Source organism: Paenibacillus sp. BGI2013 (assembly GCF_002843485.1).
In the GTDB taxonomy this organism is placed as follows: Bacteria; Bacillota; Bacilli; order Paenibacillales; family Paenibacillaceae; genus Paenibacillus; species Paenibacillus amylolyticus.
Genome location: NZ_PJFA01000006.1, coordinates 178661 through 194567, shown reverse-complemented (window position 1 = coordinate 194567; position 15907 = coordinate 178661). Strand labels below are relative to the sequence as shown.

The following is a 15907-nucleotide window of genomic DNA, read 5'->3' as shown; positions in this document are numbered from 1 at the left end:
TTGGGAACGCATGGGGCATGTAGTCTTTTTGATCAATCAATGATAAACTGAAAGAAGGCATGTTATTACATGAGGATTTTGCAGAAAATGAATCATTTTAACCATTTCAACAAGATGACAACTGGTCATAACATATAAATTGTTTTTAATGAGAGCTTTTTTCTACCTTCCCTATCAACAGGAGGTTATTCAAGGATATGCAGGATCATGCGGAACTGAAAAGTCAGCTTCGATCCAGACTGAGACAGAGCCGTGATCTGATGGATGCAAACATGCGTCAGCAGGCAATGACTAAGATTAACGCTGGAGTGAAGCGGGAGCTGGAGCGCCTTAGACAGGCCAAGAGCAAGGTTGTGAACAAACCACTCGTTATATTCAGTTATTTGTCCTATGGAAGCGAAGCGTCCACAGCTTTTCTGTTTCAAGAGGGCTGGAATCATGGAGATGTGATGTTTGCACCTAAAGTGTTGGCGAATCCACCCCGAATGGAGCTACGGCGAGTGACAGGAGAACAGGATCTGGAGCCAGGCATATGGGGGATACCCGAACCTAAGGATTCCTGTGAAGTCCTGACGCCTGATGATTGGCCGGATATCGATCTCGTATTGGTACCGGGGCTTGGTTATGATCTCCACGGTGGGCGTATTGGTTATGGTGGCGGTTATTATGATCGTTTTGCCGAGACGCTTGCAGCAACATATGTGATGACGGGCAAGAAACCATTGATGGCTGCGATGGTGTTGCCGGGTCAGTTACAGGAGGAGATCCCGATGGACCTGCTCGATCTGCGGATTGATCTGTTGATAACAACCGAAGGTATATTACATATCGAATAAAGGGTTGTGATGTAATTGAGTTCAGAAGTGAACAACGGCCAGGCTTCGGGTGGCAAACTGACCCATTTTAATGAACAGGGGCGGGCCCGGATGGTTGATATCTCAGGTAAGGAAATTACCGTACGTACGGCTGTGGCTGTAACCAAAGTGACTATGAATCCAGATACACTGGAAGCGATTCGGGAGGGCCGAATCGGCAAAGGTGATGTTCTGGCTGTGGCTCAGATTGCCGGGATTCAAGGAGCGAAGAAAACGTCGGACTGGATTCCGATGTGCCATCCGCTGGCACTGACGGGTGTGGATATTCGTTTTCATGATAATGGAGTGGATGAATTACACATTGAAGTTACTGTCAAAACCGAAGGCAAAACGGGTGTTGAGATGGAGGCGCTCACGGCTGCCTCAGCTGCAGCACTGACGGTCTATGACATGTGCAAGGCCATGCAAAAAGATATGATTATCGGTCCAACCATGTTGAATTCCAAGAGTGGTGGCAAAAACGGTGATTACAGCCGATAGGCAATATTTATTTTCATAGAGGAGAAGGGTGATCTTTATGGTGTGGAGAACAGCAATCCTGACAGCCAGTGACAAAGGAGCCCGCGGGGAACGTGAGGATACGAGTGCACAAGTCATTCGGGAGCTGGTGGAAGAAGAGCTGGGTGGTCAAATCGTGGAGTACCGTATCGTTCCGGATGAACCCGATGAGATTATTGCGGCTTTGATTGAGATGACGGATTATTTTCACGCCGATCTGGTGCTGACTACCGGTGGCACGGAGCTGGCCATTCGTGATATTACTCCGGAAGCGACCCGGCGCGTAATTGAGCGGGAAGTTCCCGGGATGGCGGAGGCCATGCGGTATAGTGTAATGAGCAAAAACCGTTCTGCAATGCTGTTCCGCGGGGTATGTGGCATTCGTGGACGCACGCTGATTGTTAATCTGCCAGGTACACCAAAGGGTGTGCATGAACATCTGGCGGCCATTATGGATCAGCTTCCGGAAGCGCTGCTGATGGTTACGGGTCAGTTCAAGCAATAATCGAGCACGGACTCTGGGGCAAGATATCCGATTAGCCATGACCGTTGTTAGATTGTTCTAGTGACATCTCTTTTTTGTGAATTTTGCGGGTTATGTAAGTGGTTACATCTATGGTATGATGGGCTTAAATTAAGAACGCAGCAGAGACATCTATGAACATCTGGCCGAGTATGCGCATCTTCGAAGCTTGAGACGAGGAGGAATATCAATGTTAAGTTCCATTGGACCTACGGGTTTTATTTTGCTGGCCGTGATTGCATTGTTGTTGTTTGGACCCAACAAACTTCCGGAACTGGGGCGTGCAGTTGGGCGTACCTTCCGTGAATTCAAAGAGGGCGCTCGCGAGATTATCTCTGAGGATGACTCGTCCAATCGTAAAGAGCAGGAGAAGGCGAAACCGCTGGCGGCTGAGAGCACACCTGCAGACAAGCCTGCTGATAAACGCCTGCCGGAATAATCTTGACGGCAATGAAAGAGAAATCCCTTCCTGCCGGAAGGGTTTTGTATTTTAAGCTGGCAATAATGGGGGGCAGGCATGACGCAGCAAATGGAAGAAATGTCGATTACGGAACATCTGAGCGAGCTGCGCAAGCGGCTGATTTATGTACTAAGCATTTTTGTGCTGGGACTGATTGCAGGATTTTTTGTGGCGGACCCGGTATACCAATATCTGACCAAGGCAGAGTCGGCAAAAGGTTTTGTGTTACATGCCTTCTCGTTCTGGGACGGGATTGGCATCTATATGAAGATTGCAGGGTTGTTCTCACTTATTATTACACTGCCGTTTACGGTGTATCAGATCTGGAAGTTTGTTAGTCCAGGGCTAAAGCCACGCGAACGAAAAGCAACGCTGAAGTATGTGCCCTATGTGTTTCTGTTATTTCTGACAGGTATGGCTTTCTCGTATTATGTTATTTTTCCGATGGCACTTGCCTTCACAACAGCGATAACGGAGAAGATGGGGCTTGTGGAGACCTATGGGATGAAACAGTATTTCAGCTTCCTGTTTGGCATTGTGCTGCCTGTGTCCCTGTTATTTGAACTTCCTTTACTTATTATGTTTCTGACAGGACTGCGGATTCTGAATCCAATTCGTCTTCGCAAGATGCGCAGAGTCTCTTATTTTGTTCTGATCTTCATTGCAGTGGTCATTACACCTCCAGACTTTATTTCCGACCTTCTGGTGATGATTCCCTTGCTCTTGTTATATGAGATCAGTGTGTTATTATCCGCAATCGTATATCGCAAGCAGCTTGCAGCCGATGAAGAGATCGAATCCCGCTACGTTCGTGCCGAGGATAAGAAACATGCGGGCTGAATGGGGATAAGCTGTAATGTGCCCGGAAAAGACGGTATGTTCTTATCCGGGCTATTTCTGTAGACTGCCGACCACCACGACAGGACAAGCAGGCATATTATGTTCAACAATGGATACAATGGGGAAGGGACTGTTTGTTAACGTTGCAGAAGGGTTAAACAATTTCGTAGAATAAGATTTAGTGAATTGCAACATAGAACCAGGCACAGCGGGTGTAATTTGGCTATGTTTGTGTAAATTCAACGTAAATTCTCGCAGGAATTCGTCAAAAGGACTTGAAATCATGCTTCAAGTTGAGTATCATAAAGTTGGTTGTTAGCACTGAACACTGTCGAGTGCTAATACATATGGCTACAACCTACAATGTAACGTTATATAATTTCAAAAGGAGGCTATTTTTCATGATCAGACCTTTAGGTGAACGCGTATTGGTAGAACCACTGGAGCAAGAACAAACAACTTCTTTCGGGATCGTACTCCCGGACTCCGCCAAAGAAAAACCGCAAGAGGGTAGAATCATTGCAGTTGGTGCTGGAGTATTGAAAGACGGCGTACGTGTAGCTCTGGAAGTGAAAGAAGGAGATCGCGTTATTTTCTCCAAATATGCCGGTACAGAAATCAAATTCGAAGGTAAAGAATATTTGATTATGAAAGAAAGCGATATTCACGCGATTCTCGACTAATTCAAATTTAATCGGATAACCGAACCATATAGCACTACCATTTTCCAACAAAAACTAGGGAGGTTTTCTTAACATGGCTAAAGACATTAAATTCAGTGAAGACGCTCGTCGCTCCATGCTTCGTGGTGTGGACGCATTGGCTAATGCAGTAAAAGTAACACTCGGTCCTAAAGGCCGCAACGTGGTTCTGGAGAAAAAATTCGGAAGCCCGCTCATCACTAACGATGGTGTAACCATTGCTAAAGAAATCGAACTGGAAGATGCATTCGAGAACATGGGTGCACAACTGGTTAAAGAAGTAGCAACGAAAACCAACGATGTTGCCGGTGACGGTACTACAACAGCAACTGTATTGGCGCAAGCGCTGATCACAGAAGGTCTGAAAAACGTAACTGCAGGCGCTAGCCCAATCGGTATCCGTAAAGGGATCGACAAAGCGGTTAAAGCTGCGGTTGCTGAATTGCAATCCATCTCCAAACCAATTGATTCCAAACAATCCATCGCACAAGTTGCAGCAATCTCTGCAGCTGACGAAGAAGTAGGCGAACTGATCGCTGAAGCTATGGAAAAAGTGGGTAAAGATGGCGTTATCACAGTAGAAGAATCCAAAGGATTCGCTACAGAGCTTGAAGTGGTTGAAGGTATGCAATTCGACCGTGGATACATCTCTCCTTACATGATCACAGATACGGACAAAATGGAAGCTGTTTTGGACAATCCGTACATCTTGATCACAGACAAAAAAATCTCCAGCACGCAAGATATCTTGCCATTGCTTGAGAAAATCGTTCAACAAGGCAAACCACTGGTATTGATCGCTGAAGATATCGAAGGCGAAGCACTGGCTATGCTGGTTGTGAACAAATTGCGTGGTACATTCAATGCTGTAGCTGTTAAAGCTCCAGGATTCGGTGACCGTCGTAAAGCAATGCTGCAAGACATCGCTGCCCTCACTGGTGGCCAATTGATCACGGAAGAACTGGGTCTGGACCTGAAATCCGCTGTTGTGGAACAACTGGGTACAGCTCGTCAAATCCGCGTAACAAAAGAAAACACAATCATCGTTGACGGTGCTGGTAACAAATCCGATATCGATGCACGTGTTAGCCAAATCCGTACACAACTGGAAGAAACAACTTCCGAGTTCGACAAAGAGAAACTGCAAGAGCGTCTGGCTAAATTGTCCGGCGGTGTAGCAGTAATCAAAGTTGGTGCGGCTACTGAAACAGAATTGAAAGAACGCAAACTTCGCATCGAAGATGCCCTGAACGCAACTCGCGCTGCGGTTGAAGAAGGTATCGTATCCGGTGGTGGTACAGCGCTCATGAACGTATATAGCGCGGTTGCGGCTGTAGCTCTGTCCGGTGACGAGCAAACAGGCGTAAACATCGTCCTGCGTGCTCTGGAAGCACCAATCCGCACAATCGCAGCTAACGCTGGCGAAGAAGGTTCCGTAATCGTGGAACGTCTGAAAAAAGAACAAACAGGAATCGGCTTCAACGCTGCAACTGGCGAGTGGGTTAACATGATCGAAGCGGGTATCGTTGACCCTGCGAAAGTAACTCGTTATGCATTGCAAAACGCGGCTTCCGTAGCAGCTATGTTCTTGACTACTGAAGCAGTTATCGCTGACAAACCAGAACCAGCAGGTGCTGGTGGCGGAATGCCTGACATGGGCGGTATGGGTGGAATGGGCGGCATGATGTAATAAAGGTGTAAAAACCTTTATTACATCATGTGCCTGGCAGAGTGAATTCTCGTTACGAGGTGACAAGAATTTGTGAAGCAGTCACTGTTACAAATACTCAACAACACAAAAACCACTTCTTAATTAAGGAGTGGTTTTTGTGTTGTTGAGTATTTGTATAATCATAGTTAGTATCAAGAGATATGGAGGGCATATATCATGAAACATATTAGAAAAATGATATTAGCAGTTTTGGTTTCTATTGCTGTTATTTTCTTAATTTATAATTTCACTTCTAATTCTGAACGAAAATTTGTAAAAGTAAATGAAGCTAGTGATACTCCATTAACTACATTCACAGTAATTAATAATGAGAATTTCGCAGGTACTACAAATACGCATCGGTTTGATATTCGGGCAGGATTTAGTTATGTGAAAGTGAGTTTTAAAAACACGGGTTCGAAACACTTCACGTTCACGATCAATGAAGGATCTACTAGTGGAACCGCGATAACGTCTGGCAGTGTTCCAGCAGATGGAAAAGAGCATACATATTATAGTGACAAAGCATTGTCCACTGGTTCGTACTATGTAAGTGCCTCTTCTGCGCAAGGGATGTCGGGTATATTGGATGTCTCTTGGAACTGATGTTAATTAAAGATTCGGATATTCGCTCTAAATGCTGATTTGAAGCCCTGTGATTGAAACCTCGTTCCTATGGTTTCGTATGTACTGTGATACATAGAGAGCTTATCAGTAAAGACTTGAGGAGGAAATGATTTGAGAAAGGGTACAAAGTGGACATTATGGATTCTGGGCTTGATGCTCGCTGCAATTTTTATCAACTTTTTTATGAATCTATATAGCTTTGCTTATGCGCTAATTACTGTGCTTATACTTGCCTTTATGGGATGGGGATTCTTAGCAAAGTTAAAGAACGACGTTCGGCAGCATGAGGATCATCATAGAAGAGAGCATCAGTCTGCGATCGATGATATTGATCAATACACAAGATAGGTAACACATACATGATTTATCACACGTAACGTAGCTTAGCTCTGATTTGATAATCTAGCCAATTGACTTATCAGCCGTTTATGGAGATTGATTTTTCAATTTTTGGTTATTTTATTGTATTGGAGGGATATTATGAAATTATTTAGACTGCCATTGATTCTTTGTGTTATATTACTTTTAGCTATTTTGTCAGCTTGTGATGCGGATGATAGGTTACACGGAAAGAGCGATAACTGGGATGTTTCTCTACAGAGATCAACAGGGAGCTATAGTATTACTTATATAGGTGATGAAAAGCGCATAAAGGATTTTGTGTTTGACCTTACCGGCAATAATATAAAACAACAGGGGAAGGCGCTTGAGGAACAAGGGGTACCGTTCAGTATGTCGGGAACGGCTACTGAGGCGGAGAAAACGAAAGATCCAATTACCTTTAAAATGAGTTGGAACAATCAGAGCGAGATAGTAACTTTTGAGTAACTCTCGCATGGTGGAGGTGTTCATCATTGGTTTGATGGCAATTACTGAATCATTTCTATAGTACACATTACATATCATACGTTAGGCCGTTCCTTCATGGAGCGGCCTTTTTGCACAATCGCATCTTATCTCGCAACAGTTATTTCAAAAGTGGAGTGATCATAATCTTGAATGTTGAAGCGATATTCCAATCTATTTCGAACTGTCGCCCCATCAAAATCGGACTGATTCACATCACGATCCAATAGACCGATATCCTGGATGACATCTTGTGCATCGTTATAGGTGTAATCGCTATTAGTAGTCAGAATGAGTGTAGCGATAGCAGTCAGAAGAATTCCAGCCGTTGGTTTACGCGTATCACCGGTTCCGTACAACCTGACTTCCTGTATGCTCTCATCTGCATTCACTGCACCAACCAAGCGTAATTCGTCATTGAATACATACTCGAAAGTGCCAGTGCCCTGCTCGGGAGAGTCTTTTATATTCAAGCGGGTAATACTCAACCCATTCAGTCGGTATTTGCCTACGGCGCCATTAAACTTGTTTTTAAATTCATCGGTAGTCATGTGGAGGCCAGAAAGTTTAATCTGGGATGAAGGGGTCTGATCTATTTCAGACTGAGTAGAGTTCGAAGATAAATTCAGCATCCCATACAAACCTATTGAAGCAATCGCAAAACAGGCCGTTGTTAGAAAAATAAATCTGATTGGCAACCTATTGCCTTTGCGAATAGATAAGATCATCCCAACAACAAATCCCAAGAAAGCGATCAAGCCAAAAATGAAGAGAATGGTAAACAGATATTGCAAAGTCTCACCTCGTAATAGAGTAATAGCTGGTACAAATCTTTCTTGCACCTCATTCATTATAATGTTCCGATGACAAAGTTCAAACTCCCACTATTCACTGCCCCAACAAAAAAAGCACTGCCGGCATGCTGCCAGCAGTGCTTGCTTGATGTTATACAGGTCTTACCGTAAAGGTGAAGTGATACGCGCGGTTGGCTGGCAAGGTGTATTCGACATGGGTACGTGCGCTCCAGCTGTCATCTCCGCCAACACCCATTTGTTTGTAATTGATGCGGGCGACAGTCTGTGTGCTCTGAGGTAATTTGTACACATGGTCGTTTGCTTCCAGTTCGTCCGGTGTCCACGGCAACGCATTAATTTCAAAGGGTATAGTGGCTTCAACATGAAGCCCAAGCTGACCATTTGCTGACGTAATTTCTGCAAAACGTACATCCGTTTTGTTACCACACTCTTGTGGTTTCAGATATGGAACAAATTGATCTCGAACCGCACCTGTGTAATAACCGAGACGTGCACTGGTCAGACGGTCTGCATAATTATCATGCGGGCCTCTGCCGTACCAAGAGATTGTATCCAAGCGGTTATTCAGTTGTAACAGCATACCGAATTCCGGTAGATCAGGTAAGCCTATGCCTGGAATAAGGGTTTGACTGATTTCCAATACACCATCCGCATCAATTCGGTATGTGATGGACAGCGTACATCCCGGATGTTGATCCCACGTATAATCGGTCGTTACAAGAAAACCTTGTTCGTCTGCATGGTGCTCAAAGCGAATTAATCTGCTGGTAGCGTGAGCATCTCTCCAGAAGGCAGAACGCTCATTCAGGTGGTTCCCCATATCATTGTCTGTCATGGCTCTCCAGAAATTCGGCCGGACAGGTGCGAGCAATTGCTCCTGATTGTTAATCTGATAGGATGTTAACGCGCCAGTGGCTGGATTGAAGCTCAACGTGACTTGGCCTGTAGTCACTTTCAATTCATCTTGCAGATCCTGTACCTGCGGCGCATTGTCTTGTCCTTGACGTATCGGTTGGATTGGACGCAATCTCGGAGATACCACGAACTGATCCCAGGCAATCTCATGACCTACTCCTGCCCATTTGGTTGCCACTTTGGTAACCAGAGATACAGTCAGCACCGCTTCCTGGAACAGATCGGAAGATGGCGTATAAGGGATTCGGACTTCAACCGATTCGCCAGGAGGTACCGCGATATCCAACGTACCGTTCTCTACAGATTTGCCATCGTGAGTTACTGTCCATACGAGCGAATATTCGCTCAGATCCGTGAACAGGAACTGGTTTTTGATGCGCAGCAGGCCGTCTTTGACATCAACGGTTTCCATACGAACGTTCTGATAACATTTCTTCACTTCTTCCAGCTTCGGTGTAACCGTCTTATCCGCCAGAATCAATCCGTTCCCGCAGAAATTGCCATCATGAGGAGATTCACCGAAATCGCCACCATAAGCAAAATATTCTACACCGTCTGCCGTAGTGGTACGAATGGACTGATCAACCCAGTCCCAGATGAATGCACCCTGCAACACATCATATTTATCGAACAAATCCCAATACAGATGCAGACCTCCACAAGAATTACCCATGGCATGGCTGTATTCACAGATGATGTAAGGCTTCTTAGGTCCCTTCATGCGCGCGTATTGCTCCACATCTTGTGGGCTGATATACATCGTTGATTCAATATCGCTTGCCGAATCGGAAGGGCGATAATGGAAGGTCCCTTCATAATGAACGAGACGGGTTGGATCGACTTGTTTCAGATAATCGTACATGGCGATGAAGTTATCGCCGCCGAAGGACTCATTACCCAGAGACCATATAATCACGGATGCATGGTTTTTGTCCCGCTGGAACATCGAGTTACAGCGATCTATTACGTTATTACGCCATTCCGGCTTGCTCGCGGGAATATTGTTCTCGTTCATTTCCTTTTGCCCATATTCCCAGGTACCGTGAGTTTCCAGATTCGTTTCGTCAATGACATAGAGGCCATATTCATCACACAGTTCGTACCAGAGTGACTGATTTGGATAATGGGATGTACGCACCGCGTTAACGTTATAGGACTTCATCAACTCGATGTCACGAATCATGTCTTCCCGTCCAATGGCTCGACCCTTATCCGGGGAAAATTCATGACGATTGACGCCTTTGAACACAATACGTTTGCCATTGATTTGCATCAGGCCGTCCTTCAGTTCAAACTTACGGAATCCGATCCGGCTACGGACTGCTTCCAGTGTTTCACCTGATTCGTCCTGAATGGACAGCACAAGTGTATACAGGTTAGGGGACTCAGCGCTCCATAGTAGCGGCTTCATAACCTCTGCTGACAACTGGAATGAAAGTTCATCCTCGCCCTGGAAAGTAACGGCCGCAGTAAGTGGTTGCTTCAGCACTGTCTGCTGTTGTGCATCATAGAGTTGCGCCTGAACGGACAATCCGGCAGGGGTCTGCGCGGCATTATGATTAAATAATTTCAAATCCAGCAGGAGCTCCGCATCCTGATACGCGTCATCCAGTTCAGTACGAACAAAGAAATCGGCGATCTGAACCGGTGAAGGTGAATGCAGGTATACACCACGGAAGATGCCGCTTAACCGCCAGAAATCCTGATTCTCCAGCCAGCTCGCATCACACCAGCGATATACCTCCACAGCGAGCTTGTTCTCACCATCCGTTAGATACGAAGTGATATCAAATTCTGCGGGCGTGAACGTATCTTCGCTATAACCGACCAGCTCCCCGTTCACCCATACATAAAAGGCTGATTCAACGCCCTCAAAGTGTAGCAGGACAGGCCGACCTTTCCAGTCAGCAGGAACAGTAAACGTGCGGATGTACGAACCCACCGGATTATAAGTTGTTGGTGCAAATGGTGGCTTCAATTCAGGCTCACGCTCGACCCACGGATACGTCATATTTGTATAGTGGGGATAATCGTAACCTTGCAGTTGCCAGTTGGAAGGAACGGCGATCTCGTCCCAGTCACTGGCATCATAGTTGTTCTCATAAAAGGATGTAATCCGTTGCTCCGGTGTCTCCGCGAAGGCAAACTTCCATTGACCATTCAGTGATTCGTACCATGGCGATGCGCTGGAATCATTGGACAATGCTTCTGTTATAGATGGAAACGCTACCATAGAAGCATGTGCGGGTAGACGGTTTACTTGAAAAGTCTCGGGATTATTGTTCCATTCCGGGTATCCATTTGCCGGAGGGGTGTGTACCAGTTTCTTTCGCATAACAGCAACTCCTTCTGAAATGTTATAATATTGTCATTATAGAATTGAATTGATACTTAGAGAATAAAGAATATTGTCCATATATATCACAATATGAAACTAACGATGAAGAAAGTGGTGTACTGGATGGATACCCGGATTTTTTTTGGTAAAACAGAAGAAGCTGCTCGCCTGCCGATCTATATGACCACGGTTGGTTACTGGGAACACCAATATGAAACTGAGCGTCCAGAGGGATTCCCGGATTATCAGATCCACCAGATTATTCATGGTCAGGGGAGACTGATTATACAAGAGGACGAGTATATCGTCGGACCGGGTGACGTTTTCTTTCTGTATCCCGATGTTCCGCATCGATATATGCCCATCAGTGACCGTTGGGAACTGGCTTGGGTCTCGTTTCAGGGGAGAGAGGCTAGCCAGTTATTATCTTATGCGGGGATTACCGGTTCACGCGTATGCAGACTCAGGACAGCCACGCTGCTGCGTGGCCTGGAGCAACTTCTGGTTAGAGGAGAGAATGACGGTGATACGGATTACGCAGATTACGATGTTGAATGCTCCAAACAATTATATGCCCTGCTGCTGGATCTGAAGCCACTGCTCATCGCATCCGCCAATTATAATGATGAACTGGAGCGCTTGAAGCCTGTGCTGCGTTATATCGCAGAGCATCTGGATCGTTCGCTTTCCCTGAAGGAACTGGCCGATGTGGCTGTGGTATCTCCCCAATATTTGTGCAGGCTGTTTCAGAGGGCACTCCACACCAGACCTGTATTTTACGTGAACCAAGAACGGATCAATCGGAGCAAACAACTCATGTTCAGTGAGAGAGAGCTTCGAATATATGAAGTGGCTGATCGGGTGGGTTACGAGAATGCCAGTTATTTCTGTGCGATGTTCAAAAGGCATACAGGCATGAGTCCAGAGCGTTTTCGCAAACTGCACGGACTGAATTGATGGAGTTACAATTTTAGTGCTCCACTCGCGGTAGGAGCAACAGAGTATACTTCGCTTAAATGACATGCCAGATACACCTTCATCCAACCCTCGGAATCGTTCAGATCAACACCTAGAATCTCCTCTATTTTGCGCAGGCGCAGATACAACGTATTGGTATGAATGTGCAGACGTTCGGCTGTGGCTTGCGCAGATCGATTCGCGGCAATGTAGGTTTTGAGTGTGAGTTCAAGCTCTCCTGATTTTTGCTGTTGAAGAGGGGACAGAATTTCGTGAATGTAGTTCTCGATATCGGAAGGTTCCTGGTTAAGAAACAACCGATTGATCCCGATTTCTTCGTAGAGCATCAGGCCCGCTTTGTTTTGTTTCAGCAGAAAGGACAACGAGCGTGTAGCCTCGTCATTGCTTTTGCACACATACTCAAGCCCTTGATAAAGTCCACCGATACCAATGGATAGGGCAGGAGTCTTAGAGGTGGTCCATTTCTCCACAGCCGTTTCCAGCCTGCTGATGATCCAGTGTCTAACCTTGGGCTCGGATGCAGCAGCCAGAATCGTAATTTTGTGATGTGCGCTGAACAATAGATGTTCGCGGGTGCCCAGCTCCTTTTCGATAAATCCAATCAACTTGCGCACCCAATTTTCAGTTGTTTTCATGTCGGGATATTCCCCATAGAGCTGCAATTGAGCGACGAACAAGGACTGATGGGCTGGCAACTGAAAGCTGGAAAGTCGTGCCTCCAACTGCTGTGGTTCTCTATATTGCACGAGATCGCTGAAGAAATCATGGTTTTTCCGATAGGACATCTCGGTGAGTGAGTAGGTATTCACCATCTCCAGCATCACAATAGCTCCGCCTTGTTCCAAAATCACATGATCCAACTGACCTAACGGATGATCTAATTGGATGGCAAAACAGCCAAGCACCAGAGATCCGTTCACAATGGGATAGAGGTAATAATCGCTATGATCCGTTCCACCGGACAAGGTGATGGGGTTAAACTGACTGTCCAGAGCGGTATAGATATCGAGCTCACTTAGCAAGACACTTTCCGGGATGAGCGGGTACCAGTCATTTCTCGCCATGTCCACATAATAGGTGGGAAGTTTCAGCATCGACCCAACCGTCTCAATGATATGTCCGAGGCTCACATGTTCAATGGAAAGTGCCGTGAATTGATTATGAATTTCATTGCGGCTAACGAGATATCGGTTCGTTTCCAGCAGTTCTGAATACATGGTGGCGTTAGAGATGGCAATGGCTGCCTGATCCGCAAATCCCTGCATCACATTCAGATCATGTGGGGCAAATCGTCTGTTTTGTTCAAATTGGTATACCAACATTACCCCGATTTTGTGGGTGTTCATTGTCACGGGAACGGCGATAAGTCCTTTTGCCATAATACCGTCAGGCAGTGAACTTACAATGATATTCGCATTCTCCTGACTAACATTGCCCATATCTTTAAAGGCATCATCCGGTGTGCTATACATTCGGCCAATGCCTTCCTCGTATACTTTTCCCGTAATGCCCTCATCCAGCTCGCCTTGATATTGATACACACTATCTTGAAAACCGACCTTGGCTCTAGGAATCATCTTGCCAGAGTCCGGATCAACCATCATGAACAGCCCGCAGGAAAGGGAGGGGATGACATGGAGCGCATTCTCCATGATTTTGAGTAACAAGTCGTTCAGCTCCAGGGAACAGGTCAGCTCCCGCAGTCCGGTCAACCATCGATCATTGTGTGCACGTTCCTTCTCAATCTGTTGCTTCAGCAGTCCTTCCCGAATCAAAGACTCCAGACGTTCACTCTGTAGCAGGGTAAGTTGCTTCTGGGTATCGATAACCACACGAATGTTGATGTTAGACAAAAAAACAAACGTGTACCTGAGAATCTTCCAGGATGACTCAATCTGTTCTTGATCTGTATATTCAGGTAACTCTCCTTCACGCAACCAGTTATTCCACTGGAAATCATATTCATCCTTGATCCAGATTCCGTACGGAACAGACCCAAAGACTTGAACCATAAATGAGCGAACCGCTTCATGAATCATAGCAAACGTACTCCTTTTGTGTTCACATGGCAAAATGCTTACATATATAACATGATCTTCACTATGCTGTGTGATTTATATTTTGTATTGTGTATATCACCATAATTAATATTAGAATGCTGTTGCTGTCAACAATGACATTATACATATGCAACTTATATAATGTCATTAACTTTAACACGATACAATTTCATCGTAGTACAACAGTAGAGCTGTAAATCGAACATGTGCACGTAATATTTAAGTTGAACTTAACTTTTTACACGAGAACGGAGAGGACAGAAATAACGTGAAGAAGCAAAGCGTTCGCCTAAAAGCTTTCGCAAGAAAGCTACTTCGGAAGCATACGCTATCCCCGGATTTTCCCTTTGGAGAAGGGAATCAAAAAAAATCTGGGGATAACAGCGATCGGAAGGTTATTCTGTCATCGGAGTGGTCAGTGTAAATATTCTTTAGTTGAACTTACAACCAAGTCTGAAAATGAGGTGGAGTACAGATGAGTCAAATTACTGCTTTTGTAGGTGCATTGTTGATTGATGGACAAGGTGGAGAACCTGTTTCTGATAGTGTGGTCCTGGTTGAGAACGGGAAATTCATAGCAGCGGGTGCAAAAGCAACCGTTCCAATTCCGGAAAATGCCGAGCTTGTTGATGTAACAGGCAAAACGGTGATGCCGGGACTAATCGATGCCCATGTCCATGTACACGGGGCCAAAAATCTGAATATGGCTGCGGTGGCGCTGGAAGCCAATGAACTCCAGATGGGGAGAGCACTTCAGGATCTGCCGAAGCTGATCAACGCAGGATTCACAACCGTCAGGGATGTCGGTAGCCATGTTGCTGTATACATTCGCGATCTGATCAAGGAAGGTGTGGTGAAGGGGCCGCGGATTAAAACTTCCCGTCATATGCTCTCTCAGACGGGTGGACATGCAGATATCCATATGATTCCAACGGAACTGAATATCTTCACCGTGTGTGACGGCGTTCCGGAAGTCATTAAGGCAACACGCACGCAGTTCCGTGAAGGGGCGGATTTCATTAAAGTGTGTTCCACAGGCGGGGTACTTTCGGAGAAAGATGACCCTCGCTGGTCGCAATTCCGCATGGATGAGCTGAAGGCGATCGTGTATGAAGCGGAAGCGGTACAGTCTTATGTGGCTGCACATGCGCAAGGTGCACAGGGGATCAAAAATGCGTTGGAAGCGGGCGTACGCACCATTGAACACGGGATCTATATTGATGAAGAAGGCATTGGCATGATGCTGGATCAAAAGGCGGTTCTGGTGCCAACGCTGGCGATTGTACATCGGATCATCAAAGAAGGGCATAAATACGGTGTTCCCGAATTTGGCATCCGCAAAGCCAAAAGTGTATATCAGGAGCATATTGAGAACATGATTATCGCGCGTAAGGCAGGCGTAACCATTGCAGTAGGGACAGACTTCTGCACGTGTGCACCTGTTGAGCATGGCGGGAATGCACTCGAACTTCGATTGCTTGTTGAAGATGTTGGATTTACATCGATGGAAGCGATCGTAGCCGCAACAAGAGATGCGGCGAGAGCGATGCAGATGGAAGCAGAGATCGGTACGATTGAACCTGGCAAAGCTGCTGATCTGCTGGTATTGAATGTGAATCCGTTGACGGATATTGGACTGCTCGAAAACACAGAGAATATCGAACAGGTCTATTTATCGGGTGAGCGCTTGAAATAAGAAAGATGGTTCTACGTGTACTGA

At 45.8% G+C, this 15907-nt stretch carries 15 protein-coding genes; 12 read left to right on the top strand and 3 right to left on the bottom strand.

Going from position 1 to position 15907, the window contains the following annotated elements:
* Window positions 1-197 precede the first annotated feature (197 nt).
* The 10 genes from CXK86_RS16815 (at window position 198) to CXK86_RS16770 (ending at window position 7063) form a co-directional block, all read left to right on the top strand.
* Window positions 198-836, top strand: a complete 639-nt coding sequence (locus CXK86_RS16815; RefSeq protein ID WP_101314133.1) for a 5-formyltetrahydrofolate cyclo-ligase — start codon at window positions 198-200, stop codon at window positions 834-836.
* 15 nt (window positions 837-851) lie between these two features.
* On the top strand, window positions 852-1355 hold the full coding sequence (gene moaC / locus CXK86_RS16810; RefSeq protein ID WP_223869015.1) for a cyclic pyranopterin monophosphate synthase MoaC: 504 nt from the start codon (window positions 852-854) through the stop codon (window positions 1353-1355).
* Between the two features lie 37 nt (window positions 1356-1392).
* Entirely contained in the window at window positions 1393-1878 is a 486-nt protein-coding gene (locus CXK86_RS16805) for a MogA/MoaB family molybdenum cofactor biosynthesis protein (RefSeq protein WP_017690080.1), read from the top strand.
* A gap of 208 nt (window positions 1879-2086) precedes the next feature.
* Window positions 2087-2335 (top strand): twin-arginine translocase TatA/TatE family subunit, encoded by a 249-nt coding sequence (gene tatA, locus CXK86_RS16800; RefSeq protein WP_036611264.1) that lies wholly within the window; start codon window positions 2087-2089, stop codon window positions 2333-2335.
* Window positions 2336-2413: 78 nt separating this feature from the next.
* Complete coding sequence (gene tatC / locus CXK86_RS16795; RefSeq protein ID WP_017690078.1) at window positions 2414-3196, top strand: twin-arginine translocase subunit TatC; 783 nt, start codon at window positions 2414-2416, stop codon at window positions 3194-3196.
* 401 nt (window positions 3197-3597) lie between these two features.
* Window positions 3598-3879: a co-chaperone GroES gene (gene groES, locus CXK86_RS16790; protein ID WP_017690077.1), complete on the top strand. Its 282-nt coding sequence runs from the start codon at window positions 3598-3600 to the stop codon at window positions 3877-3879.
* Window positions 3880-3952: 73 nt separating this feature from the next.
* Complete coding sequence (groL, locus tag CXK86_RS16785; RefSeq protein ID WP_036611259.1) at window positions 3953-5587, top strand: chaperonin GroEL; 1635 nt, start codon at window positions 3953-3955, stop codon at window positions 5585-5587.
* A gap of 198 nt (window positions 5588-5785) precedes the next feature.
* Entirely contained in the window at window positions 5786-6214 is a 429-nt protein-coding gene (locus CXK86_RS16780) for a hypothetical protein (RefSeq protein ID WP_101314132.1), read from the top strand.
* Between the two features lie 132 nt (window positions 6215-6346).
* Complete coding sequence (locus CXK86_RS16775; RefSeq protein WP_101314131.1) at window positions 6347-6583, top strand: hypothetical protein; 237 nt, start codon at window positions 6347-6349, stop codon at window positions 6581-6583.
* Window positions 6584-6715: 132 nt separating this feature from the next.
* Window positions 6716-7063: a hypothetical protein gene (locus CXK86_RS16770; protein WP_101314130.1), complete on the top strand. Its 348-nt coding sequence runs from the start codon at window positions 6716-6718 to the stop codon at window positions 7061-7063.
* Between the two features lie 125 nt (window positions 7064-7188).
* Here CXK86_RS16770 and CXK86_RS16765 read toward each other — a convergent pair whose 3' ends face one another.
* On the bottom strand, window positions 7189-7923 hold the full coding sequence (locus CXK86_RS16765) for a hypothetical protein (RefSeq protein WP_180361782.1): 735 nt from the start codon (window positions 7921-7923) through the stop codon (window positions 7189-7191).
* 103 nt (window positions 7924-8026) lie between these two features.
* Complete coding sequence (gene lacZ, locus CXK86_RS16760) at window positions 8027-11146, bottom strand: beta-galactosidase, LacZ type (protein ID WP_101314129.1); 3120 nt, start codon at window positions 11144-11146, stop codon at window positions 8027-8029.
* Between the two features lie 105 nt (window positions 11147-11251).
* Between lacZ and CXK86_RS16755 the strand changes: the two genes are divergently transcribed.
* Window positions 11252-12106, top strand: a complete 855-nt coding sequence (locus CXK86_RS16755; RefSeq protein WP_257467884.1) for a helix-turn-helix transcriptional regulator — start codon at window positions 11252-11254, stop codon at window positions 12104-12106.
* Between the two features lie 5 nt (window positions 12107-12111).
* Here the strand turns inward: CXK86_RS16755 and CXK86_RS16750 are convergent, their stop codons facing one another.
* Window positions 12112-14166, bottom strand: coding sequence for a helix-turn-helix domain-containing protein (locus tag CXK86_RS16750; protein ID WP_101314127.1), 2055 nt, complete (start codon window positions 14164-14166; stop codon window positions 12112-12114).
* Between the two features lie 496 nt (window positions 14167-14662).
* Here CXK86_RS16750 and CXK86_RS16745 point away from each other — a divergent pair, with 496 nt between their 5' ends.
* Window positions 14663-15883: a metal-dependent hydrolase family protein gene (locus CXK86_RS16745; RefSeq protein ID WP_101314126.1), complete on the top strand. Its 1221-nt coding sequence runs from the start codon at window positions 14663-14665 to the stop codon at window positions 15881-15883.
* The last annotated feature ends 24 nt before the right edge of the window (window positions 15884-15907 follow it).